Origin of the sequence: Parapedobacter indicus, assembly GCF_900113765.1 — a bacterium.
Lineage (GTDB): Bacteria > Bacteroidota > Bacteroidia > Sphingobacteriales > Sphingobacteriaceae > Parapedobacter > Parapedobacter indicus.
On record NZ_FOQO01000003.1, the window covers coordinates 70,605 to 95,263 of the forward strand.

The following is a 24,659-nucleotide window of genomic DNA, read 5'->3' on the forward strand; positions in this document are numbered from 1 at the left end:
ATCAATATGGAAAATAAGAATGAAAAATTCCGGGTGGGCAGAAGGTCCTTCGTCAAAAGCGCTGCGCTTCTTTCTGTAGCCGCGCCGTACATCATACCATCTACCGCGTGGGGCAAAGGAAAATCGGCTCCTTCGGATAAAATCAACCTGGGAATCATCGGTTGCGGCTCCCTAGGCAAAGAAAACCTAAAAGCTTGTCTTCAAAGGGATAATGTGGTCCTGACCGCTGCTTGTGACGTATGGGACGAGCGATTGGACCCAATTGTAGCGCGCCATAAACAGACCTGCACAGGGTACACCGATTACCGGGACTTACTTGCTCATCCCGGATTGGATGCGGTGATCATTGCTACACCGGCGCACTGGCACGCGTTACAGGCGATAGAGGCCGCGGAAGCGGGACTGCATATATACTTGCAAAAACCCATGACCATGCATCTCGGAGAAAGTCTGGCTGTGAGAAACGCGATCCGAAAGCACCGTGTGATCTGTCAAATCGGCACGCAAATACACGCCAGCGATCATTACCGAAGAATGGTGGAATTGGTCCGTTCAGGCAATTTGGGAGACATTGGAACGGTACGTAGTTTTTTTGTGCTGAATGAAGCGCCAAATGGAATTGGAAAAGGGAATAATACGACCCAGGTTCCGCGTGGGTTGGACTGGGATAAATGGGTAGGGCCCGCAAGGATGCAACCTTTTAACCCCAACTTGGTTAAGGATGCATTTTATCACTGTTTCTGGATGGATTTCAGTGCAGGATGGACGCCAGGCATGGCGCCACACATCATCGATCTACCTATCTGGGCATTGAATCTGGGCTATCCTACCGAAGTCAGCGCGATGGGAGGCAGGTATTTCATTGATGATGACGGGGATGCATACGACAACCATGAAGTGCTTTGGAAGTACCCCTCACTCACCATGTCGTGGATGCATTCGTCCACGAATAGCCATGGCTGGGCGTTTCAAGGCCTCAAAAAAGAGGGGGCTGGCTATGAAACCGGTACCGGTAGGAAGCTCGGCATATACTTTCATGGCAGCAATGGAACATTAATTACCGATTATAGCTCACATATACTCATCCCCGAGGGAGACCGAATGAATGGTAAAACCGAACCCTCCCCTACCATCCCCTCTTCTCCCGGGCAAGAACTGGAATGGTTGGATAGCATTAAATCAGGGCAGCAGCCGTTATGCAACGTAGATTATCACACGAAAATCGACGTGGCTATCAATTTAAGTATATTATCCATGCAATTGGGTCGATCGATAACGTTTGATCCGGTCAAAGAACAAATTGTTGGCGACCGGGAGGCTAGACGGATGGCGATCCCAGAGTACCGAAAACCATGGAAATTCCCTTCTAAATACCTGTAAATCCAATTAACATGAGATTTAACCGAAGAAAATTCATAAAAAACACGCTGGTCACCGGAATCGGCGCTGGTCTGTTGAGCCCCACAACGATTTTAGGCGCTAATGAGCAGCGCGCAAACGCCGGGAAACGGATTGGAATGATTGGCCTTGATACGGGCCATAGTACGGCATTTGTTAATTCACTGAACACGGATACCAGCGGGCGGTATGATAATTATCGGGTTGTGGCTGCCTATCCCAAAGGCACGGACAATATAGTGGAATGGAAAAACCGCATTCCCGCATTTACCGAGGAAGTGAGAAGTCATGGCGTGGAAATCGTAAACTCCATAGCCGATCTGATTGGAATGGTTGATTATATCATATTGACCACGATAGACGGAAACAAACACCGCGAACAAGTATTGCCAGTTTTGGAGGCCGGATTGCCCGTTTTTGTAGACAAACCCTTTACCGCATCCTTGCGTGACGCCAGAGAAATTGCAGCAGCGGCTAAACAGCGGAGTACGCCCCTATTCTCTTCGTCGTCGTTGAGGTTCATGGATGACGCCTATGCGATACGAAATGGAAGTTCAGGTCGTGTGCTTGGCGTAGACGCATATAGCCCGGCACACCTGGAGGCGCATCATCCGGATCTTTTTTGGTATGGGATACACGGAGTGGAAATCCTGTTCACATTGATGGGTACAGGCTGCAAATCCGTGCAACGGACCTTCACGCAAAACACGGAATATGTGGTTGGTGTTTGGAACGACGATAGGATCGGTACTTTTCGTGGAATCCGAGAAGGGGCAGGTGGTTATGGTGGAATGGTTTTTACTGAAAACGGAATTCAGCATTTGAACAAGGTAGACGGCTATAACGCATTATTGGAAGAAATTATCAGATTCTTCATAACGAAAACCCCACCTGTTGCCACGGAAGAAACATTGGAAATTATTGCGTTTATGGAAGCTGCCGAAAAAAGTAAACAGCAAGGAGGCAACCCAATTGCGCTTGCCGCCATCTAGCGCCTAGGTTCGTTGCAAAGATACGTCTAAATGACTATCTTTAACAAGTTTACGTTGAGGAGGTGGACTTTTAACGTCCTTTGTTATGAAAAGAAAAGTGCAGATACATAAGTAGGAGATGAAGAGAACGCTCAAATCATTAATTAAGTTCAGCAAATTGAAATCATGAAAAATCATGCACGAAGGATTATCAGTTTCAGCCGGGATTACTATCCGGAACTAGTAAAACTGGGAAGGTATAATTATAACAAAGCCGAAAAAAGCCTCGAAGAACACATTCATCATAATCGGATTGAGATTTGTTACTACGACAAAGGAAGCCAATGGTTTTGCGTTGGCGGCGAGCGGTATCTGGTGAAGGGAGGGGAGGCAATTCTTCATTTTCCTGGCGAAGTACACGGCTCCGGGGGCTTCCCGGAAGGTAAAGGCCGACTATATTGGCTTATTATTGACCTCTCTGAAGTATCCTCACAGTCAAATCAAGAAAATGGAAACGAGATCGTATACCTTTGCAACGAACTTATTCGCCGAAACGAACGCCACTTCACAGGGACGAAAGAGATGAAGCAAATCCTTGAAGAAATTTTTTGTGTATATCGAAAGTCGGCCCGCAATAAATTGGGGGTAATTAGGATCAGAACGCTTACAAAGCGCTTTTTATTGCTTCTTTTGGATTGCATTCAGAGGAAGCATTCGGTCGTCGATGAGCGGCTGACACAAGTACTCCAATATATTGATAAACATATATCAACCCCCATTACGATATCGGTTCTTGCCGATTTGTGCTGCCTTTCTGAATCGCGGTTTAAGAACCTTTTTAGGGAACAAACCGGATTCACACCGGGTGACTATATCCAGCGTAAAAGAATTCAAAGAGCCATTCAATTGCTCAAACAGAATCCTGATATCACTGTTTCAAATGTCGCTTACCAGTTTAATTTCTCCTCACCCCAATACTTGAGTAGTGTCGTAAAAAAATACACAGGATTGCCCCCAAGTATACTAAAGGACCGAAAAGGGGAATTCGAGCAGATAACCGCTTTAGGATTTGCAAAATGACGACGCTTATACCCTCAGAATTTTTTCCATCGCCTTTCCTTTGGCCAATTCGTCAATTAACTTATCTAAATAACGAGTCTCCTGCATCAATTGATCTTCGATTTCTTCTACACGGAATGTGGATGCACACTCGCAAAAGACATTTTATATACTCTTTTTGTGTTATCTCTCATTTTCGTGTATTTAGATGTTAAATTTACCTAAACGTGAAGTATAGCGGCTGTTTTTTCAAAACTGCGCTTTAATAGTGTCATTACATCCATTGACTCCCAGTAGGCTTTATTAAAAAGTTCGATGGAAAACGCTCCGCGGAAACCTATTGCAGACAGAATTGGCATAATTTTATCAAATGGACAACAACCGTCACCGGGAAATACCCGATCAGCATCTTCCAGCGCCTCACGTGGGATGGATGCAGGATAGTCGTTGATATGGAATACCGGCAAAACACCACCGTTTAGCAGTCGGAGTGAATCAAAAGAATTGCCGCCTCTATACAGATGGTAAAAGTCCAACAATAGGGAAGCATTTGGATGGGCCGCGCCTATCGCGATGGCTGCGGTATCGTCGAGCCGGTGCAACGCTCCTCCGCCCCACAATTCCAAAATGGGCGTAACATTTGCTTGAACACCTTCCTCGAGGATAACGCAATAACGTTCACTGTATTCGGGCAATTTTTGCTTTACAATGGCAGGCACTCCCTGAACGGGGGCCGCAATATATGCCCCACCCAAGCGCGCCGTTAACTCCATGTCCTGACGCATCTTTTTTACCCCTGCTGTTCGTTGTGCAGGGTCATCGGCTATCCAGGTCGAAAAAGAGATCATGTTTTCCAATACCAGTCCGTGTTCACGGATCCGCCGACGAAGATCCTCGGCCGTTCCACCCTGTTTAATAAAGGCTTCCACATCACTTACCCATAGTTCTATTCCATCAAAGCCCGCTTCGGCACAAAGGTCAATCTGCTGTTCGACGGGAAGTTGATAGCCGCGGATAGTGGAGGTGTTGAGACTTACCCGGCACGGACTGGTATGCTGATTCGGAGCATGTAAGGTTTGTTTTCCCGTCGCAGAGAGAGACATCGCCCCGGTGAGCCCGCCGGTGGCAAGTGCTATACTTGAATTGCGCAGCATTTCACGGCGTGACATTTCGTTTTTCATCATGAGTTAGCCATTATCTTATATAAGGATGTTGCCAAGGCTTCCGATAAGGTCTCCGCAGCAATGTGGTTGCTTCCGGGTCTTCAATGCACATTTTTTTCTGCGGGTCATAGCGAAGAGGCCTGTTCAACTGCATGGAAAGATTGGCTAATATGCAACTGGCAGTTGATATGTGCCCTTCTTCGATATCGGCAACGGGTAAATGGTCATTTTCAATGGCTGATAGCAGATTCTGCATGTGCCGCCGCGTAGCCGGTGCCGTATGCAGCTCTATTCTTGCCTCGTTTAAGTCTTCCGGAAATTCTTCTTTTTCATAAATCACATCTTTCGCAATGCGATTGCCTTTACCGGTTGGAATAAACTCATACTTCATGACGCTTCCTTTGAGGGTACCTTTGTCGCCATAAATAATAAAAGCCCACGGGTATTCAGGATCGGCCGGGTTTCCCCAAGTACGATGCTGCCAGATACAGTTCAGTTCATCGTATTCAAAAACAGCGATCTGCGTGTCGGCAATAGTTGATTTGCCGCCTTTTTGAACATAAATCCCACCAGTTGCACTGATCCGCTTCGGCCATTTCAGTTGCAACAACCACCGTACCGTATCGAACATATGAACGCACATATCACCGGTAATTCCATTGCCATATTCCATAAAGGTCCGCCACCAGCTTCCATGTGGCAATCCATCATAAGGGCGCAGGGGCGCAGGGCCGGTCCACATTTCATAATCCAGAAAGTCGGGAACAGGCTCCACCGGCGGATTCCCATTTTTCCGCATATGATAGTAGCAACACATCTCCACGTGCGATATCTTGCCGAGCAAACCTTTCTCGATCACCTGCTCCTTTGCATCAATCAGATGGGGCGTGCTTCTCCTTTGCGTGCCTATCTGCACTTTCTTGTTGTATTTCCGTGCAGCGCTAAGTATGGCTTCTCCTTCAATTACGTCGACGCTAACGGGCTTTTGTAAATAAAGATGTGCACCTGCCGCCATGGCATCAATCGCCTGTCGTGCGTGCCAATGATCCGGTGTTCCGATGAGGATAAGATCAAATTGATGATCAGCCAGCATCTTCCGGTAATCCCCATATAATTGCGGAACCTTCTTTGAAGCCTGCCGCGCACTGATTAACTTACCGGCTTCTTCCAGGTGATTTTTGTCAACGTCGCACACGGCAACCACGTCCACATCGCTGACCTGAATGAGCTTGAAAAGATCGCCTTTTCCGTACCACCCTGCTCCAATTAGACCAACCCGCAGGTTGCTGCGTGTATGAGCAGATGTTAATCCCTTGGCCTGCAGGGCCGATAATGTTAAAACAGCACCGGCGCTTTGGATGAATTTTCTACGATTCGGATTAAAGTTTGTCATAATCTATTGGTTCATTCTTTTCTCAAAGAAAATAAAAATACGAAGATAATATGTAATGGAATAAACCTTGCGTAAACTTAAAAAAACTTTTTGTTTAATTTAAGAACTAATATTTTTAGCACTCTCTTTGTAAAAGATAATTAAAAGGGAAAGACAAGAATTTAATATTGCCGGGATTAATAGGGACGTTGCTGAGCTTTGGTATCGCCATATTTACCAGAATGACCACAAAATATCTTTCAGCAATAATAGACTCATAATCAGGTCATCTGACATAAGGTTGTCATACGCTCCTGTTAATTTTGCTGAAACATTAAGGGAAAAAATTACCGCAATTAAAACAATCAGATGGCACTAACAGATCTCGACTACCTATACGCCACGACCAGACAGGAATGGAGGGAGTGGTTACACGAAAATCACACAAAAAAACAAGGTGTTTGGCTGATTCAATATAAAAAAGGTACAGGCAAGCCTTCCTTAGCCTGGAGCGATGCCGTGGACGAAGCCCTATGCTTTGGCTGGATAGATAGCATTAAAAAGAGGCGGGACGAAGAAAGCTCCGTGCAATTTTTCAGCAGACGGAAGCCAACAAGCACCTGGTCAAAAATCAACAAAGAAAAAGTAGATCGATTAATCGAAAACGGATTGATGACACCAATGGGTCTCGAATGCATTAAAACTGCTAAGGAAAATGGATCCTGGGCGTGCCTGGATGAGGTGGAAGCATTAAAAATCCCTAAAGATTTAATTGCCGCATTCAAGCATTATAAGGGCGCAAAAAATTATTTTGACAGCCTGAGTAAATCTACCCGAAAAGCGATGCTGCAATGGCTTGTCTTCGCCAAGCGTGAGGAAACGCGCGAAAAGCGAATCAATGAAATAGCCGCGTTAGCAAGCCGGAATCTAAAACCCAAACAATTTTAATGTGATGTTATATTTTTCCATGCACAGACAATAAGCAGATAGCACCTACGTTTATGATGTAGGTTTAGGTTGATAAGAAAGGTCCGGCTACCCCAAAACGCCGGGCCTTTCGCTTTTACTGCCCTCCTATTCAAGGGTAGGATTAAATGGACCTCCCCAGTTGTTATTTTGCTCAATCTTGGGATTGCGGTCAATGACGCTTTCCTGAATCGGAAAGAAATAATACGTTTCCGGCAGCGAATTCACGCGAACACCCGATAACGGGACCTGTAACAGGCTGTATTTGAAATCGTCTTCTTGTAGTTCATAAGCCGATGCCTTTGTCCGCGCTTCGTTGATTGACATCTCCGTACCGTCCGCTTTAACAGCAATCGCTTCCACCCCGTGTTTAGTTGTACCATCCAAACGCTCCAGCATACGCAACCGCCTTAAATCCCAGAACCGGTGCCCCTCAAAACAGAACTCGATGTTCCGCTCCGCTAAAATTGCTTCACGCATTTCGGTTCTCGAAGAAGCAGCTATCCCGTAATTGCCATCGGCACCGGGTTCAATGCCCGCCCGTTGCCGGATTTGCTTCAAAATAGCCATCGCTTCATCCAAGTGGCCCGTTTCGTTGGCTGTCTCTGCATAGTTCAGCATCACTTCGGCAAAACGCATCAATACAAAGTCTACATCGTATTGCTGCACTTCTTCCTGTGTAAGCCGTAATAAGCTGTTCTTCACGATAAAAAAGCCGCTGTATCGATCAAGATTTGTGGAATTAACACCTGCACGCGGATTCACTCCGAAATCATCCAGCTCATGGGCCACACCCAGCGCCGTATATTGCCGACGGCCGGTTTTTCCAGATACTTCATACAGCTTACCATTCCAAACGACCGATTTATCAAAACGGGGGTCCCGGTTTTCCCAATAGCTTTGCAGTAATTCATCTTCGGTCTTGTAATAGTCGCCCGACGGGTCATCAAATAATTTCCCGTCTTTCATCGGAAACATTTTGACATATTCCCATGTAGGACAGGCATTGGCCGCACCGCGACTTTCTGATCCAGGCCGCACCCCGTGGTCCCACACAGCGACTTTATTGGGATAGGCGTTGATCACGGCGAAAACAACTTCCGGGCCACGCTCTACCAATGCGATGTCTTCATAATTTTCGGCCAAGGCATACCCGTTGGTCAGCAAAGCGTCGTACGCTTGTTTATTGACTTCATAAGCAGTCTGCCAATGGGCATTGCCCCAGGGATTGGAAGGATGGAACTGCGGAGACGCCATGTACAACCATACTTTAGCTTTAAAGGCCAAAGCAAACATTCCGTCTATCTTTCCATAATCAGCAGCGCTCTTCTCGATCTGCTGCGGCAATTTTGCAATGGCCTCGTCCAGGTCACCGAGGATAAATTCGAAACATTCCGCCGTCGAGTTGCGTGGCACATAAAGGTCATCTTCATATCGATCCTGCGGTACGGTTACATAGGGTACCCCGCCGTGATACATCACCATCTGGAAGTAAGCATATGCGCGCATAAATAAGGCCTGCCCAGTGATGTTATCCTTGACGGATTGATCCAGCGACCCGGCGTTGACATCCCTGATCGCCTGGTTGATCAGCCGGATCCGGTTATAATCCCACGACTTATACTCGTCATTTGAAATGGTAATCCGATTGGGATAGAAGTGAATCCCGATTAGTTGCTCGCTACGCTGCTCAGCCGTCGTGCTCCAATTGCCGAACATCTCGTAAATATTGGCCATGTACGCATTAGCCAGGTTTGCGTCGTTCCAAACCTGCTCGGGATCATAACTCGTTAAATCTTCGATATCCAAAACGTCATTGCAGGAGACGAGCAATCCCCCTACACCTATCATCAGTATATAAATTATTCTTTTCATCATCGTATGCATTAAAAGCTAACATCTAGTCCAAAAGTGAAGGTCTTCATGACCGGGTAAGAATCGTAATTCTCTTGTTCGGGATCATGAAATTCGCGCATGGCCGACAGGAAAAACAAATTGGTGCCGTTGAAGAAAAGTTGCGCATTATTGATATGCAGGGCAGACATCCAACTTTCGGGCAACGTATAGGCAACATTCAGCGTCCGTAGCCGCAGATACGCCCCGTTCCGTATCCAGAATGACGAAGCGCCGGTACCCGATTCGTACCAATTCTGTCCGATGGGCCGCGGATATTTTCCATCGGGATTTTCGGGTGTCCATACATCGTCTGATGCCCATATCGGATAATAGGGCCGTATAGCTCCGCCGTGCTGGCGCATACCCGGACCCTCTTGGTTGCTGATGATGCGATCATACCCCATCACGCCCTGAAAGTGAGCCTGTAGCGTAAAATTCTTATAATAAACATCAAGTCCGAAGCCATAGTTCATCAGTGGAGTTGCTTTTTTAGATAACAGCTGGATGTCATTACCGTCTATTTTCCCGTCGGGTCCCGGTGCAAACCCATCTCCCCGTACATCTTCAAAATAAAGCCCGCCGAGGTAAGGATCACGCCCGTATTGCGTGAGGCCTTGTGCCAGCAACTCATCCAATTGTTCTTGTGTGCGGATGATACCCAATGCTTTCAGTCCAATAATCCGCTCGTGTGGCATGCCGATACGCGACTCGAAATGCCGGTTTCCTCCGGGAGCGTATGCGGCGCTTTCGTCGTAGATATCCCAGCGGTCCTTGGCATAGCCGAGATTGGCATTTACTGCATAGCGGATTTCGTTATTCGCGGCCAATTGATCGTTCCATTGCATAGTCAGTTCTCCACCCCGCCACGAACGCGCAGCATAATTTTCAGGCGCCAGTTCCTGACCGTAGTTGTCTGGAACAGAGACCAGCCGAGGTCCTAATATATTGGTTTCTTTTCGCAGGAATACGTCGAGCGCAGCAGTAAGCTTGCTGTTAAATACACCCACATCCAATCCGGCGTTGTAACTGGTAGAGGTAGCCCACGTTAGGTTCGGGCTGGGCGTAGGTCCGGGTGCAATCGCGCCGTAGTAACGGTCTCCAAACATATACCCCCCTGAGTTGACGTAACGCTCGGTATAGGAAAAAGCTGGTATCCGATCGTCTGTGCTAATCATTAAATCGTTACCTGTCGTACCGTATGAAGCACGAAGCTTCAGATCGTTGATGGCTGTTTCAGTGTTTTGGAAAAAGGCCTCTTCAGAAATCCGCCATGCTGCGGAAATCGACGGGAAAAAACCCCACCGTTGATGCTCGGGAAATAAGGTGTTGCCATCATAACGGAACGAAAACTCCGCAATGTAACGGTTGTCATAATTGTAATTTACCCGGCCGATAAACGATTGCCTTGACCCGATTTCTTCCCAGCCATCTGCCTCCCGGAACTGACGATCCGTTGGGTACGCAAACATCTGATCGTAATTGGTAATTGGATTTTCTCCGCGCGCATAAGCGGCAAATAAGCCGTCCTCAGCCTGTTCGTAAACGGCTAACGCATCGATGGCGTGATCACCGAATGTGCGGGTATAATTGAGGAACCAATTGAATTGATAAGCCCAATTGGTATGGATTTCATAGTCTAGAAACGGTTGATTTTGACTGAAGTTAAATGTATTGGTCCGGTTGGGGTCGGGCGCAGCCGGAATAAACCGGTTTCCATCCGGATCGGCGGGGATGAACTGGTAGTTGGTTTGGAACGTCAGGTATTTTTTCCGCATGTAATCTTCACCTAAGTAACTGCCCACTACTTTCGTGGACAGACCCGGCGTTACTTTGTCCAGCTTGATATTTACCGACAGAATGGGATTGAACTGCCGCTCCCTCGTTTTGATATACCGATCACCAATTACCTGGTCAATTACACTCCAGGCCAACCAACTTCCCATAGGCGTCTGTACAGGATAGTCTGTTACATAGTTTGCCGGTGTACCATCCGCTTCCGTATAGAATGGATAGGTCTTTGGCCAGTTGAAGGTAACGCGATAGAGATCGGAAACATTGTAATCGTCATCTCCTGTAAACGGCCAGTAGAACCGTTCACCATTTTGCTGGTAAGCCGAAAGATTGAGATCAATGGAGATGCTTTCATTGATCTTCGCCGATACGTTGCTACGCAAATTGACCTTACCGTGCTCCAGCGATTTATAAGACCCTTGCTCACCGCGGTAACTTAACAGGGAATAATAGGTAATTCGTTCCGATCCGCCGTTTACACTCAGCGATTGCCGGTGGCTGATCGGATTGCGCCAGATAAAATCGTGTACATTATAACTCCGGTTACGGAAGTACTCGAATTCTTCATCGCCATTGGGTAATGGCGTGCCATTGAACGTTGCTACCCGATTCTGATAAATTAACTCGTCGGTTGCCGTGGTCAGATCCGAAAGTAAGGTCATCGTGGGCTGCCCCAGCGTATAATTGGACTGGAAATTAAACGTCGGCTTTTGCTGGGTTCCTTTTCGCGTAGTAACCAATACTACGCCATTTCCGGCCCTCGAACCGTAGATCGAAGCAGTTGCTGCATCCTTCAAAAAACTCATCTGATCCACTTCGAAGGCTTCAAGCGCATCAAATGCAGCTTTATCACGAACGACACCGTCGATCACATAGAGCGGTTCGCCGAATCCCCCTCGGATCCGGATCCGCGACGTTGCACCACTTAGCCCGGATGTATTGGTAACATTGACACCCGGGGCTCTCCCTGCCAAGGTATTCGATAAATTGGATGGCGAAATTTTCGTTAGCTCCCGCGCGTTCACCGCAGATACCGCACCAGTTAGATTTGATTTCTTCTGCGTGCCGTATCCGACAACGACTACCTCTTCCAAATCCGTCGCCCCAGCCAGTACCAATGTTTCCGCAATGGGATCGTTATTTTCTACAACATGGATAGCTGTTTCATAACCTAAAAAGGCGAATTCCAGCGTATCACCAATTGACGCAGCGAGCTGGAAATTTCCGCTTTCATCGGTTACCGTCTGTGTATCCTCAGGCCGTACCGTTATGGAAACCCCTGTCAGCGGCTGGCTATTTTCATCCAATACGGTGCCCCGGATAGTTTCCTGAGCAAAACCGGGAGAAAGACCACCCATGAAACCTATCGCCAGTGCAGCGAAAAAAAAAGTAAGACGCGGTGCCGATCTGTTTAACCGAGATCTGTTTAACAAACTTCTCATAGTAAATGATAAATTGATTATAAATATGCTTGCGTTGCACTACTCGGCCTGTATTCCGATTCGTGCATAACCATCAATAAAAAATATCGACATTTTTCAATTAGTAGTTTTAATTTGGTAGTAATCAGTAGCAAATGGTAAGTAATCCATTCTGCTTTATTGCCAGGCCCGGTCGGGTAATGCCCAGCCCGGGGTTCGGATAGCTGAATAAATAACAGCTATCCGCCGGGAAAGTTTATATTAATTGAGATTCGCCAAAATAGGGACGGCGCCAAGGTATCCCCCGGCTAATACCTTATTGTCACCCGCTCGGCTTTACTTTGCTGCGAAACAAATAGATAGAACGTTGACATGGAAAAATTAGACCTAACAAAGCTGTACAAATCGTATTACACGGCCAAGACGGCGCAACCGAAAAGGAAGTAAAAAGTGGGATCGAATCCGTACGCATAAAGAAGAATTGAAACTTGCTGAACAGATTGAGTTTTACCGGATGGCCGAAGGTAAATCTATACAAATGCTGCATGTGGGTCCCTTTTCCGCAGAACTAATATCGCTGGCTCGGATCGCTGAATTCTCAGAAACCAACGGACTAGAACAGAACGGCATCCATCATGAGATCTATTTATCTGACTTCAGGAAGACCATACCCGAAAAGTTAAGAACCATTTTGCGAGAACCCGTGAAATAGGAAAAAACCATTGTCGCTCATAACTGTTATACAGAAGATGGATAAAAAAGCATATTGGTTACTCGGTGCCGGACTGTTGGGCGCTGCCCTGTTGTCCTCGTGTGGCAGCATTCCTAAAAAAGCGAAACCGATAGGTAATTTTAAACTTGATCGGTATTTGGGCAAGTGGTTTGAGATTGCCCGTTTTGATTATCGATTTGAGAAAAACCTGAACAATGTAACCGCTGAATACAGCCTAAACGACGACGGAACGGTGAATGTCATTAATCGTGGCTTTCACATGGTGAAACGACAATGGAAATCCGCCCGGGGGAAAGCAAAATTCAGAAAAGACAAACAGACAGCCGCACTGAAAGTCTCTTTTTTTGGGCCCTTCTATTCCGGATATAACGTAATCGCGATCGATAAAGATTATCAGTATGCATTGGTGGCCGGTGAAAGTCTGAAGTACCTTTGGATTTTATCAAGGACACCCGAAATACCCGATCATATTAAACAAGACTACCTAAGCAAAGCCAAAAATGTGGGGTACGACATTTCAAAACTTATCTGGGTAGCGCATGACACTACTTCCTTCCAATCCCCCGAATGATTTTAATGACCATTGGCACGGTCACGAGAACGATGATGCCGGCAACTACATAATTGAGATAAGGGCGCAAAAATGGCATGCTGCCAATAAGGTAACCGGCGGCTGCAAACGAAAGAATCCAGCCAACTGAACCTAAAAAAACAAATAGTACCACACGACTAAATTTCACTTGAATGATACCGGCAACAATGGGCCCAAACGTACGGATCAACGGAAAAAATACACCAATAGATAGCGCCATCGCACCGTATTGGTTATAAAAGTTTTCTGCGGCTGTCAAATGCTGCTTCTTGAAAAATTTGGAATCAGGCCTGCGGTATAAAAGGGGACCTGCTTTATAGCCGATAACGTATCCGGTAATATTGCCCAATAAGGACGCCAGGACGCCAAAAACACATAACATGGAAAAACTATGCGCAAACAAGTCGTTGGCAATCAATACACCCGCCATAAAAAGGAGCGCTCCGCTTGGAAGAAAAAAACAGAAAAAGAGCCCGGTCTGTGCATAAATTGCAAACAGAATGAGCAGTAAACCGCCGAATTGAATTAACGCCTCCGCATCAAACATCTCTTAAATTGATTGTTGGTATCTGCCCTCAAAGGTAGCCATTTGATGCTTTTAGTCGACTCCTGTTCGCTAATTTATCCCGCCTGCCCAAAAAAGAACAGTAGAACGACAACCAGCATTACCGCAGATGACCAAAAGAGAATATCCCGAAGCCTAGGCCTTTCCCCTTCTCTTAACACCTTGATTCCCAAAGGACACATAGCAACACAGAGTCCTGCCGTGGCAATAACGGAAACAACGGTACTTCCTTTAAGCACACCCAGCATCAGTATTGCCATCAGCGCCAAAGCGACGGCACGGACTGCACCAAGTGTTCCCGAAAGGAAGGCGCCAATGGCGAGCAAAACCCAACCGAACATAATGGTGCCGGAAAGAACCGAGACGATATGAAACGCGCCATAGGATTCAGACACCGCCGCTACCGCTGAATCAAGCCCTTGCACATTCACCAACTGAAAGGCCAGGTGATCAATTCCGCCGTGGAATGTCCGAGCAAAAAGACCGAAAATCACAAAAGAACCGCCCCAAATCGCCCAACCTGGCCGCTTAAGACCAATGAGTCGCGCAAGTGTCATAACAGCGGGCCATAAAAATATATTACCCGCAAGAAAAGCACTGTATGAAGCAAAAAGTAAGGAAGGGTTGCTTTGATACGCAGCCAGCTGCTCCGGAAAGAAAAAAGGAAACCTAATGCGTAGAAGCACGCCGATGAGAAGAAGCACCGGAGCTATTACCAATGCAATACCTCCTACCCAGCGGCCGGGAAACCAAAAATCATTCTCGTTTTCCATCCGTTATGCGTTGAAATCGTCAAGCAAGTTAAATTAAAAAATGATTAAATTAGCAGAACTATTCATGTAAACGTTAAGTGGATAGAAATAAAAGCATCATGATTGTACAATCCTTAATGGCTGAATTCGAATACGAAGTAAACAGCACCCGAAAATTATTGCAGGCTGTGCCTGAAAAAGACATCAATTTTAAACCCTCCCCCGTTTCCTGGACAATGGGTGAACTGGCCCAGCATATTGCTACCATTTATTATTGGTATGTGGGAACGCTTACCGAAGATGTTTATGATTTGGCAGCCGATCGTCTGGAACGCGGAAAGCCCGAAGATATCAATGCAACCCTTGATTTTTTTGAGAAAAACGTTGAAAAGGCACGGGCAGCGTTAAACGCGATCACCGACGAAACCTTACAGGAACCGTGGACCATGAAAGTGGGCGATCGTACTGTGCTTGGCCCCCTGCCCAGGGGTGTTGTGGCGCGCAGCTTTCTCTTTAACCATATTTACCACCACCGTGGCGAAATGATCGTCTACCTACGTGCTACCGGTAATAAAGTACCCGGCCTCTACGGACCAACTTACGAGGAAAGCATAGGCAGTTGATACACTTCCGATACGTATACAGCATATGACGACAAACCCAAAAGTTGACTGGTTCTTTAACGAGGACACAAAATGGCAGAAGGAATTCGCCATATTGAGAAAGATTATACTCGATTGCGGGCTTACCGAAGAACTGAAATGGGGCCAGCCCTGCTACACGTTCCAACGTAAAAATATCGTGCTCATACACGGATTTAAAGAATACTGTGCGCTGCTTTTTTTTAAGGGCTCATTGCTGAAAGACGAGCAAGGAATATTAATCCAACAAACTAAAAACGTACAGGCGGCCCGCCAGATCCGGTTTACCGATGCCCGCGAAATTGTTGAGTTGGAGCGTATCCTGAAAGCATATGTTCACCAAGCGATTGAAGTGGAAAAAGCCGGATTGAAAGTGCCATTGAAAAAGACGTCGGATTTTACCGTTCCCGAGGAATTCCAAAAGAAATTGGACGAAATTCCTGCACTTAAAACGGCTTTCGAGGCACTAACACCGGGCAGACAACGGGCCTACATTTTTTATTTTTCGCAAGCCAAGCAATCCAAGACCCGGGAGTCAAGAATTGAAAAGTATGTACCCAAAATCCTTGAAGGAAAGGGATTGGAGGATTGAAAAAGAAAAGCCGTCTCCAAAAGCAAATGAGACGGCTCGGCCACGGTGTCTTTACGGCGTGGGCGACTGTTCGATGCAAGTGCCGCCAAAAGGCCCATCTTTATGATGATGAAATACCTGCCGCGTGAAAAAAATATTCGCCGCGACAAACAGTATGATGACCAATATGGCAGCAATCTTCGTCAGTCGGGTTAATGATTTTTTCTTCGAAAACCCGCCGAAAACATAACCGATGATAAAGACCATGCTGGCTGCAAACAGCAGCCGCATGATGATGATAAATGGAAAGAACATAGTTGTATGTTTTTATGTGACTAATTGTTTAATAATTCCTTGTTTTCACGAACTCCCCAATGGGGCTCAACACCCTTCCGTTCCTTGGCCAACAGTGCCAAGCTCTTCTGAGCGAGTTCTTTTGCCAAACCCTTATCGCCTCCCCACATCTTCGGGGTATGGTATTTATTCCAGGCATCCACATGAATGGCGCGGGGATTGTCGGCATCAAGCTTCAATGCCAGCTCCAGGTATTTCCCTGCGGTCGGACCATACTTACGCCCCATAGTCATCGGATTGATAAAGACCTTGGTGCGGTACAACAGGCTGGCAACGACATAAACCTCTGCCAGTTCTTTTCGCTGTGTCGCGCTGTCGATCCGCGATCGGGCTTCCTTCAATTGTTCAAGGCCGCGGTCGCTATAGGGTTCGATCCGCTCGCCTTCTTTTTCGAGCAGGAAGCCAATGTTTGCATCGCATAACGCCGCGTAGTAGGGTGGCAGCCATTGTTCGTCGGCCTCCGAAAGCGCTGCGAATTGGGCTTCCAGCGCTTCGTAGTCTGCCACCGTAGCGGCGCCATCCAATTTAGCCACCAATTGTTCCAGGGTGCTTGCGCTGCCCTCCTGGGGGAAGCCGCTGATTGGGATCAGCGCTACAAGCATAATGATTACTCGTTTCATAGCATTAGTAATTTTGTGATGTAATAATTAAAGAAGTTGGTTATCCATGAAATCGTCGCTGCGGTCCACGCCCCAGCTCATGAACACACCGATGTAATAATAACGGGGTGCGGGCAGGGTGATAGCCTGCCGGTGCTGCCCATCAGTGCTGTAGTTATAGCCAAAGACCTGCTTGGTACCCAACAGGTTGTTTACGCCAATCCCGATACCGGAAAAGTTTTTCAACTTCGACCGCTTGAAGAAACTCGTGAGATAGGCCACATGCAGATTCACCACGCTATAAGGCCTCGTCGTACCCGCATGCCTGATCGTTGATTCTCCCGACCCGGAAGATGACTCAATGTCATAATACGGCCTGCCTGAGGCGAATGCATACGATATATTGACGTTGGTCGAAAGGGCGGGGAAAAATTTCTTCAACGCCAGCGTACCCGTATGGGGTGCCGCGAAGGTTGGCTTCAGCAGTTCGGGATAATCCAGAAATTGCCGTTTGGTATCGATATAAGTATAGGTAACCCAGTAATCCAGGTTGGTAAATGTGCGCTTGTCGCGGAAAAAAAACTCGAGCCCCTTGGCATCGCCAATGCCAGATGTAGCGAGGTTGGGTTCGGTCCGTAACAGTCCGCGGTAGCGCTTGTAATACGCTTCCGCCCTGAAAAACCGATTGCCAGCGTTGTGGGTAAAGTTGACGATGTAGTGTGTGGCCCGCGAGAATCCTAGCTCGGGGTTGCCGTACAGGTAAATCGACGATGGCATTTGGTAGAAAATACCGTACGCGGCATTCAGCTGGCTGGCCACCCCCAAGCGGTAGCCGAGGCTGGCACGAGGAGCGAATACCCAGCGATGCAGTGCCGATGAGTGCTCAATGCGTCCGCCGATTTTGGCCGCCATGTGCGGGGTAAGGTAAACGTCTCCTTCCGCAAATGCTGCGGTAAGCTGGTCTGTTAACCGGATGGGTTGATCTTCCCAAGTTCCCGCTTCGCGGGTAAAAAAATGTTCGGCACCGAAACGGACGGCCTGATTGCGTGCAAAGCCTTTCGTGAAAACAGCACGCAACTGGGCAAAGTGCTCATCCCTGTCGGAGGATCCCGTATCGTCCGAGCGGATAGCTGTACGAAGGAAGCTATATCCGCCACTTGCGTCAATTTTCCAGTTGTTGCCAAAGTAGCGGACCATACTCAGGTTATTGTATGTATTCCGCCCGCGCACGAAGTACGCGGAGCGGCGGCCCGGATGGTCGATATCCGGCCGGGTAAGGCCCACCTCGCTGCCGTTCCAGTTCGTGTAAAACTTCAGGATTCCCCGGTCGCCCGTTTTGATCCGGAAATGGGCGTCTCCCTGCAGGTAGCTGGGTCCGGCAAAATATTCGGGGGCCTGCGGAACAACTGCGTTATACAACCGATGGTTGCTGTATGCCAGGTTCACGCCATAGCCGCTGTTACCATCGTCTGCGCGCCGCTGGAACCCCACCCCGGTATTTGCCGGGAACAGGCTGAAACTGGCCTCGGTAGCTTCTGGGATGTCAATGCTCTCCAGAATCAGCGCGCTGCTCATCGCCTGACCATATAGGGCCGAATAGCCCCCCGTGCTGAACAGAATTCCCTTGAACAGAAACGGATCAATGCGCGCGTATTGCGGAATACCTGGTACGGCGGGGAAATTGGGATTTTTTACGAGGATGCCGTCCATGAACTGCTTAGCTTCCTCGCCTGTGCCACCGCGTACAAAAAGGCCTTCCCCCTCGCCTACCTGCTGGGTTCCCGGCAATGCGCGGAGCGCCTGCGACAGGTCGTTGTTGCTACCGGCAACCGTCACGGCATCTATCGGAGTGAGGGAAGCTCCCTTCGCCTTGTCGCTCGCCTCAAAGGTACCGGCGCTGACCTGCACCTCTTCCAGCATCCGCCGCTTCGCTCCGTTGGCGATGCGATCCGGTTGACGTGTAAGACTGTCTTTTGGCCGCTCTTGGCTTACCGCCCATTGGCTACCTGATAGCAACAGCGCGGTTGCCAGGAGGCCGACGATTCTTGGAGTTTCCATCGCATTGTTCCATTTGATTCAGCAACAAAACTACGGTGGGTATCTATCCGATTTTGGATGTATAGACCAATGGGCAAGTCACCGCGACGAACAGGCGGGATGTGTAGATGTCCTTAATGGGTAGATGGCCGGATGATGCGTTCGACCTGCTCCCGATAGGCGTCGCCGATGGGAAGTTCCCGCTCCCCAAGATAAAGAGTATCCCGTTTGACTGCGGTAACATGGGGAATGGACACCAAAAACGATTTGTGTGTGCGTACGAAGGATGCTCCCGCCAGCCGCTCCTCCATCGATTTCAGGGTCATGCGTGTGAGTACAGGTTTGTTGCTCGATGTCAAATGGATCTTTACATAGTCTTTCAGACCTTCGATGTAACGGATATCGGCGAAATTGATTTTTACCTGAACATACTCTACGTTGACGAAGAAAAAATCATCCATACCGAATGCGGGGGAGCGTAGGGAATCTTGCCGGGACTGGTGACGCTCCAATGCCCGGTTGCAGGCTTTGAGGAACCGATCGAACGTATACGGTTTCAGCAGGTAATCTACCACGTCCAGATCAAACCCTTCCAGCGCGTATTGCTCATAGGCCGTCACCAAAATAGCCAAGGGGGGATGCGGAAGGGAACGAAGGAATTGCAAACCGCTGAGCCCCGGCATCTGAATATCGAGAAATATCAGGTCGATGGATTCCCGCCGTAGCACATCGATCGCGTCCATCGCATGCTTGCAGCTGGCCACTAATTGAAGGTACGGCACCTGTTTGATGTTATCTTCCAGGAGATCTCGAACCAGTTTCTCGTCGTCTATTGCCAAGCATCGCATCATGACAGGGTGAGTTTAAGCGTTACCTCATACCAACCGTTTTGTTGGCCAATGTCGAGTCGGTATGCATTGCCGTACAAGAGATCCAATCTTTTTTTAACATTTGCTAAGCCGATTCCAGAATTCCGGTCCTTGCTCGTTTCGGCCGACGAGGGTGCAATCCGGTTGCTGACGCGGAAGACCAATTGTCCCTGCTGCCCCGTTAGGTGGATGACGATTTCTGGGTGCTCCAGGTGGCTGGTACCGTGCTTAAAGGCATTCTCAACGAAAGGAATGAGCAGCATGGGTTCAATGAGCGACTGTTCTTCCATATCCGGAGACAACTCGATCGTAGCAGACACATCGATGTGCTCACCAAAGCGGAGTTGTTGCAATCCAATATAATTGCGGAGATAGGTGATTTCCTTTAACAGTGGTACGCGCTTGCCCTGTGTGTCGTACAGCATATAACGCATTAGATCAGAAAGTTGGATCAATGCCGGCTCTAGTAATTCGGATTTCTTCCGCGCCAGCGAAACGAGGTTGGTCAATGTATTAAACAAAAAGTGCGGGTTGATCTGTGAACGCAGGAACTTCAGTTCGGTAGCCAGCTGCTCCGCACGTTCTTCTTTCTGTAAACGCTCCCGGCGAATCGTATCCAATATTTTACGATAAACAATACTGATGACGTATATTCCGAAACTAGGTGCGAAGATGATCCGGTTGGCAACCGGGGTTACCAGCGTCTCCGAAAACCAACTATGAAGGAGGATGGTTTTGAGTACCAACGAAACACCCACCAGCAGAATGGACAACAGCACGTACAGCCACCAGGTACGTCTATTGAAGAATTTCGGAAAAAAATAGTACGCATTGACATAGAATATACCCAAGTGAATGAGACCGGCTAGTGTAAAAAAAGCGCCGGGAACGGCACCAATTGCATATCCGGTATCGGGATCTGCGATAAAAAACGGAAAAAACAGGATAGCCGCCCATACAATAGCATGAAAAAAGGCGAGGATGTATGAAGAAGATACACGCATTCGTTAAGACAAACCTAACGAACTCGCCTTTCAATTGCAAACATCGTGGCATCCCTTTTTCGGCCACAGCTTGAAAGTTGGTGGCGCTAACTTCGGCGTGATGGCGCAAAGAAAGCGATTCCATGCTTCACCATGAAATACACGGGTACAGAAAGGGTAACCCACGAGAAGCCATGCCAAATTCCGGTACCGATAATGGCCAGCAACAACCCTGCGATCGTAATCGCAAATAGCAACAAAGGCATGCCCCAAAGCATCAAAAACGTATTTCGCTTGCTAGCTTGCATCTTCTTGCAGACTGGATAAGGTAAGTGATTCTGATTCAGCTTGCCGAATAACCCGCTTCAGCTGGGCTGCGCGCGCTTTGCGTCGGGCAAACCACAAATACAATCCCGATATCAGGACGATGATCGTGAACAGATCTAAAACTACCCACAGGATTTTCATCGGTATCCCCCCGTAGTCACCAAAGTGAAAGGGCTGGGAAATAAAGATCGCTTTGAGGTACCATGGCATATCGCGCATGTCTGTGAGTTGACCGGTTTTGGCGTCGATGAGCGCCGGTTTGATAATGCGCGAAGTCAGGGGGGTATTGCCAATCATATACACAGCGTAGTGATGATTACTGGAATACAGCGTGCCTGGAAATGCTACAAACGAGACCTCCATTCCCGGAGCGGCGGCCCGAGCGGTGTCGAGGGCTGCCTGCAAGGAAGCAAATTCACCGCCTACCTTGGGCTGATCGGCATAAGAAGCCACCATCTCGGCAAGCTGTCCATCGCGCCATGCATCCAACGCGGGATCGGCCAATGTATTAATCACACCCGAAATACCCACCACCGATGCCCAGGCAAGGGTGACAATGCCGAGTAGGTTATGCAGATCGAGCCAGCGTAGTCGCCGGGATTTTTCCGTGCGGATCATCCCGAAATTAAACCGTTTCATAATGGGACCATACAACACCACCCCAGAAATCATTGACAACATGAACAACACGCCCATAAATCCGAGGAACAGCTTACCCGGAATACCTGCCAGCATTTCGACATGCAGGTAGTACATAACCAGCATAAAGTCCATTTCGTTGGGTGACGCCTCCAGTACGCCGGCTGTATAAGCATTCATGGTGAGGTAATGGTCGGCCTCTATGGGTGCTTCCGCCGAATCGGCCAACGTCAGGAACAGTTGTCCCGGATGATGATCTTCGTCCCAGAAAGCATATTTGGCTACTTTGCCCGGCAATTCCTCCCTCGCCGCTCCGAGTATAGCATCGGCCGAAAGGCGGGGCGCGCCCTCAGTTGGAGGAGTCGCCTCAATTTCGTCGTGCAGAAAGTGGTCTATTTCTTCGTAAAATACCAGCGGCAATCCCGTGATGCACAGCATCAATAGGAACAGTGTACATATTAAACTGGTCCATTTATGGATATGAAACCACTTATTGATTGTCTGTGCCTTCATCGGTTAAAATTTATAGGCTACGCTAGCAGCGAAATTACGTCTTTTTTGTGGATTGACTGACCAGTAACCGACATAGTATTGCTCATTGGTCAGGTTATTCAGATTGGCCGTAATACGCACGCGCTCACCGTTATAAAACAAACTTGCATTGGCCAGGGTATAGGCGGGTAGGTAGAAGACCCCCGTCGCGCTGTTGTCGATCACTTTGTACTTGCCGGCATAGTTGCCCCCAAGGCCGATACCGTAGTTTTTCAATTTTCCTTCGGGGAAACGGTAGGTTGCCCACAGATTGGCTAAATGTTGCGGCCCTTGCCCGCCGGGGCTTCGGCCGGGTTCCGAATAGAAATCTTCGCCATTACCGGTAATAACCTTTGTCTCATTGTAACTATATCCTGCCAGTACACTCAGTCCCTTTGTCGGGTTGGCATTTAAGTCAATCTCAAACCCTTTGCTACCTACCTTGCCACCCTGTACGGAGTTATTAGGATTTGTCGGGTCGGGATAGACCCGATCAGACACTTTGATGTCGTAAACTGACACCGTACCAAATAGTTTATCGCCAAACAGATTGGCCTTCACGCCATATTCCCACTGATTGGCTTGTTCGGGCTTGAATGATTTAACTTCCATAAAATTGCCATCGGCATCGTATACCGATTGGGGATCTACATTGATGAACGCATTCATGTAGTTGGCAAAAAGTGATAGCTTATCGCGCAACGGTTGATATACCAACCCTAATTTCGGTGATAGTGCAAATTGGTCATAGTCGTCATCCGCCGTGCCCTTCTCGCCTTTGGAGTCAAAGTAGTCGGCCCGAAGGCTCACCATCGCCGTTAAACCGGGCGTCACATTAAGCACATTGGATAGATAAGCTCCATATGAACTGTTTACGATGTTACTCAACGTGCCTTCCAAGCCCCCCAACAGATTTTCGATAGACGCTTGTGTGAGGTATACAGGTGGCAATTCCTCACCCGTGAATGGATCGGTGTAATCCATATCGCCCTGTGGCGTTACGCTACGTGCCCAACCCCATCCTGAACCGTTGTCAATGGCGTTACGACTATAGTAATCCAAACCCACAAGCAGGCGGTTACGCAGGCTACCGATCTTGAAATCACCATTGAAGTTCTGCTGAATGGTGGTCGTATGCAGGGTGAACTGTTCTTTATGGAAATACTGGCTAAAGTAATTGTCACCCGCCACGTCATCCCACATGTACGTATAGTAGCCATTGGACTTGACCGTACCACGCGAAACCACCGTTTGCGAAGTCCACTGGTCAGAAAGTTTATAGACCATTTGTGCTTGCAGATTGTATTTTGGGTTCTTAATGGTGATGTCATTGCTGGTGAACGACAACTTTGGATTGAGATTAAGCTCTTCAAGGGTATGGAAATCAAGCGGACTTAGGCGATCGGAATGGAAAAACACCGGTGCCACAGAACGTTCCTCTTCCAATATCTCGGCCATGACCTTGAAGGAAAGCCGGTCATTGACTTCATACGCCAGCGTAGGGGCAATGAAAAATGACTTTTTAAAACCCGCATCCTGGAAGCTTCCTTCCGAATGGTAAGCCGCATTGACGCGCGCCGTAATTTTCTCCGTTTTACTTAAGGATGTATTGATATCCGCTGTAATCCGGTTGAGGCCGTAGCTTCCAAAATTATAGGTCACCTCGCCACCGAACCTGTCATAGGGTTGTTTTGTAATCGTATTGATGAGCCCGCCGTAGCTGTAGAAACTGCCGCCAAACAAGGTGCCTGACGGCCCTTTGATTACCTGAATTTCCGCTACGTTGGCCGGATCGAGATTACCGCTGGTCAAGCCGGGCAATCCATTGGTCAAAGCCGGCTGTGCATCAAAGCCGCGCAACGCAAAGTATGCCGCACCATCGCCCGCGCGACCGGTGGCTTCCCACGTGCGTGTAATACCCGGAATATTCCGGAATGCATCATCGTACGTGGTTATCACCTGCTGTTTCAGCACCTCAGCGGATACTGAATTATATACTTGTGGATTTTCAAGATTTTTGAGCGGGATTTTCGCCACCTGGGTATTGCGGTTGGGCGACCGTTGCGCAGAGACAATTACCTCACGCAACCGGGCCTCATCTTCGGCGAGTACAAAATTAACAACCGTTGTCTCCCCAGCGCGAACCGATACCGTCTGCTCCTGCGTTTCTAAACCAATAAACGAAGCCACCACAACCTGATTTCCCTCGCGTACATTATTAATTTGATAGTTGCCGGTCCCATCTGCCGTAGCACCGCGGCTTGTGCCTTTTACCGTGATGTTTACGGACTCAGCAGGGCGGCCGTCCACCGTATGGATGGTTCCGCTAATTGTGCCGGTTTGTGCCCAGGCTACCGTAGAGATCAATAGAAAAAAAAGAATGCCGTAATATTTATTGTTCATATAAGCGATTGATAAATACGGGGCAA

General features: G+C 48.1%; 22 protein-coding genes and 1 pseudogene. 8 read left to right on the forward strand and 15 right to left on the reverse strand.

Going from position 1 to position 24,659, the window contains the following annotated elements; translation table 11 throughout:
- Positions 1-6 precede the first annotated feature (6 nt).
- From BMZ56_RS07035 to BMZ56_RS07045, 3 genes are all read left to right on the forward strand, one after another.
- Positions 7-1,380 (forward strand): Gfo/Idh/MocA family protein, encoded by a 1,374-nt coding sequence (locus tag BMZ56_RS07035; protein WP_090625874.1) that lies wholly within the window; start codon positions 7-9, stop codon positions 1,378-1,380.
- 11 nt (positions 1,381-1,391) lie between these two features.
- Positions 1,392-2,390, forward strand: coding sequence for a Gfo/Idh/MocA family protein (locus tag BMZ56_RS07040; protein ID WP_090625875.1), 999 nt, complete (start codon positions 1,392-1,394; stop codon positions 2,388-2,390).
- Positions 2,391-2,555: 165 nt separating this feature from the next.
- Positions 2,556-3,449, forward strand: a complete 894-nt coding sequence (locus tag BMZ56_RS07045) for an AraC family transcriptional regulator (RefSeq protein WP_090625876.1) — start codon at positions 2,556-2,558, stop codon at positions 3,447-3,449.
- A 6-nt stretch (positions 3,450-3,455) separates the two neighbouring features.
- Here the strand turns inward: BMZ56_RS07045 and BMZ56_RS07050 are convergent.
- The 3 genes and pseudogenes from BMZ56_RS07050 to BMZ56_RS07060 form a co-directional block, all read right to left on the reverse strand.
- Positions 3,456-3,566 (reverse strand): annotated as a pseudogene (locus tag BMZ56_RS07050) (DUF2200 family protein); the annotation flags it as partial.
- An 83-nt stretch (positions 3,567-3,649) separates the two neighbouring features.
- Positions 3,650-4,612, reverse strand: a complete 963-nt coding sequence (locus tag BMZ56_RS07055; RefSeq protein WP_090625877.1) for a sugar phosphate isomerase/epimerase family protein — start codon at positions 4,610-4,612, stop codon at positions 3,650-3,652.
- Positions 4,613-4,622: 10 nt separating this feature from the next.
- Positions 4,623-5,984 (reverse strand): Gfo/Idh/MocA family protein, encoded by a 1,362-nt coding sequence (locus tag BMZ56_RS07060; protein WP_090625878.1) that lies wholly within the window; start codon positions 5,982-5,984, stop codon positions 4,623-4,625.
- Between the two features lie 348 nt (positions 5,985-6,332).
- On the opposite strand from BMZ56_RS07060, the gene BMZ56_RS07065 reads away from it, so the two are divergent.
- Positions 6,333-6,911 (forward strand): YdeI/OmpD-associated family protein, encoded by a 579-nt coding sequence (locus BMZ56_RS07065; protein ID WP_090625879.1) that lies wholly within the window; start codon positions 6,333-6,335, stop codon positions 6,909-6,911.
- Positions 6,912-7,037: 126 nt separating this feature from the next.
- On the opposite strand, the gene BMZ56_RS07070 is transcribed toward BMZ56_RS07065, so the two are convergent.
- Positions 7,038-8,807 (reverse strand): RagB/SusD family nutrient uptake outer membrane protein, encoded by a 1,770-nt coding sequence (locus BMZ56_RS07070; protein WP_245893125.1) that lies wholly within the window; start codon positions 8,805-8,807, stop codon positions 7,038-7,040.
- An 8-nt stretch (positions 8,808-8,815) separates the two neighbouring features.
- Positions 8,816-12,058 (reverse strand): SusC/RagA family TonB-linked outer membrane protein, encoded by a 3,243-nt coding sequence (locus tag BMZ56_RS07075; protein WP_090625880.1) that lies wholly within the window; start codon positions 12,056-12,058, stop codon positions 8,816-8,818.
- A gap of 460 nt (positions 12,059-12,518) precedes the next feature.
- Between BMZ56_RS07075 and BMZ56_RS26145 the strand changes: the two genes are divergently transcribed.
- Together BMZ56_RS26145 and BMZ56_RS07085 are read left to right on the forward strand one after the other, a co-directional pair.
- On the forward strand, positions 12,519-12,749 hold the full coding sequence (locus tag BMZ56_RS26145; RefSeq protein ID WP_218146494.1) for a GyrI-like domain-containing protein: 231 nt from the start codon (positions 12,519-12,521) through the stop codon (positions 12,747-12,749).
- A gap of 37 nt (positions 12,750-12,786) precedes the next feature.
- Positions 12,787-13,341 (forward strand): lipocalin family protein, encoded by a 555-nt coding sequence (locus tag BMZ56_RS07085; protein ID WP_090625882.1) that lies wholly within the window; start codon positions 12,787-12,789, stop codon positions 13,339-13,341.
- On the opposite strand, the gene BMZ56_RS07090 is transcribed toward BMZ56_RS07085, so the two are convergent.
- Both BMZ56_RS07090 and BMZ56_RS07095 read right to left on the reverse strand, forming a co-directional pair.
- A complete protein-coding gene (locus tag BMZ56_RS07090) occupies positions 13,316-13,909 on the reverse strand; it encodes a DedA family protein (protein WP_090625883.1) in 594 nt (197 codons plus the stop codon). The two genes, BMZ56_RS07085 and BMZ56_RS07090, sit on opposite strands and share 26 nt — an antisense overlap.
- Before the next feature lie 74 nt (positions 13,910-13,983).
- Positions 13,984-14,700, reverse strand: coding sequence for a hypothetical protein (locus BMZ56_RS07095; RefSeq protein ID WP_090625884.1), 717 nt, complete (start codon positions 14,698-14,700; stop codon positions 13,984-13,986).
- Positions 14,701-14,798: 98 nt separating this feature from the next.
- On the opposite strand from BMZ56_RS07095, the gene BMZ56_RS07100 reads away from it, so the two are divergent.
- Together BMZ56_RS07100 and BMZ56_RS07105 are read left to right on the forward strand one after the other, a co-directional pair.
- A complete protein-coding gene (locus BMZ56_RS07100) occupies positions 14,799-15,302 on the forward strand; it encodes a DinB family protein (RefSeq protein ID WP_090626243.1) in 504 nt (167 codons plus the stop codon).
- A gap of 25 nt (positions 15,303-15,327) precedes the next feature.
- Positions 15,328-15,912: a YdeI/OmpD-associated family protein gene (locus tag BMZ56_RS07105; protein WP_090625885.1), complete on the forward strand. Its 585-nt coding sequence runs from the start codon at positions 15,328-15,330 to the stop codon at positions 15,910-15,912.
- A gap of 51 nt (positions 15,913-15,963) precedes the next feature.
- Here BMZ56_RS07105 and BMZ56_RS07110 read toward each other — a convergent pair whose 3' ends face one another.
- The 8 genes from BMZ56_RS07110 to BMZ56_RS07145 form a co-directional block, all read right to left on the reverse strand.
- Positions 15,964-16,206: a hypothetical protein gene (locus BMZ56_RS07110; protein WP_090625886.1), complete on the reverse strand. Its 243-nt coding sequence runs from the start codon at positions 16,204-16,206 to the stop codon at positions 15,964-15,966.
- A gap of 20 nt (positions 16,207-16,226) precedes the next feature.
- Positions 16,227-16,865 (reverse strand): hypothetical protein, encoded by a 639-nt coding sequence (locus BMZ56_RS07115; protein WP_090625887.1) that lies wholly within the window; start codon positions 16,863-16,865, stop codon positions 16,227-16,229.
- 27 nt (positions 16,866-16,892) lie between these two features.
- On the reverse strand, positions 16,893-18,902 hold the full coding sequence (locus tag BMZ56_RS07120) for a TonB-dependent receptor plug domain-containing protein (RefSeq protein WP_090625888.1): 2,010 nt from the start codon (positions 18,900-18,902) through the stop codon (positions 16,893-16,895).
- 113 nt (positions 18,903-19,015) lie between these two features.
- Positions 19,016-19,732: a LytR/AlgR family response regulator transcription factor gene (locus BMZ56_RS07125; RefSeq protein ID WP_090625889.1), complete on the reverse strand. Its 717-nt coding sequence runs from the start codon at positions 19,730-19,732 to the stop codon at positions 19,016-19,018.
- Complete coding sequence (locus tag BMZ56_RS07130; protein ID WP_090625890.1) at positions 19,729-20,754, reverse strand: sensor histidine kinase; 1,026 nt, start codon at positions 20,752-20,754, stop codon at positions 19,729-19,731. The genes BMZ56_RS07125 and BMZ56_RS07130 overlap by 4 nt, the downstream gene beginning before the upstream one ends.
- Positions 20,755-20,840: 86 nt before the next feature.
- Positions 20,841-21,041 carry a hypothetical protein gene (locus BMZ56_RS07135; RefSeq protein ID WP_090625891.1) on the reverse strand — a complete coding sequence of 67 codons (201 nt, stop codon included), beginning with the start codon at positions 21,039-21,041 and terminating at the stop codon, positions 20,841-20,843.
- Complete coding sequence (locus tag BMZ56_RS07140; protein WP_090625892.1) at positions 21,031-22,212, reverse strand: PepSY-associated TM helix domain-containing protein; 1,182 nt, start codon at positions 22,210-22,212, stop codon at positions 21,031-21,033. The genes BMZ56_RS07135 and BMZ56_RS07140 overlap by 11 nt, the downstream gene beginning before the upstream one ends.
- 3 nt (positions 22,213-22,215) lie before the next feature.
- Positions 22,216-24,633 carry a TonB-dependent receptor gene (locus BMZ56_RS07145; RefSeq protein ID WP_090625893.1) on the reverse strand — a complete coding sequence of 806 codons (2,418 nt, stop codon included), beginning with the start codon at positions 24,631-24,633 and terminating at the stop codon, positions 22,216-22,218.
- Positions 24,634-24,659 lie beyond the last annotated feature (26 nt).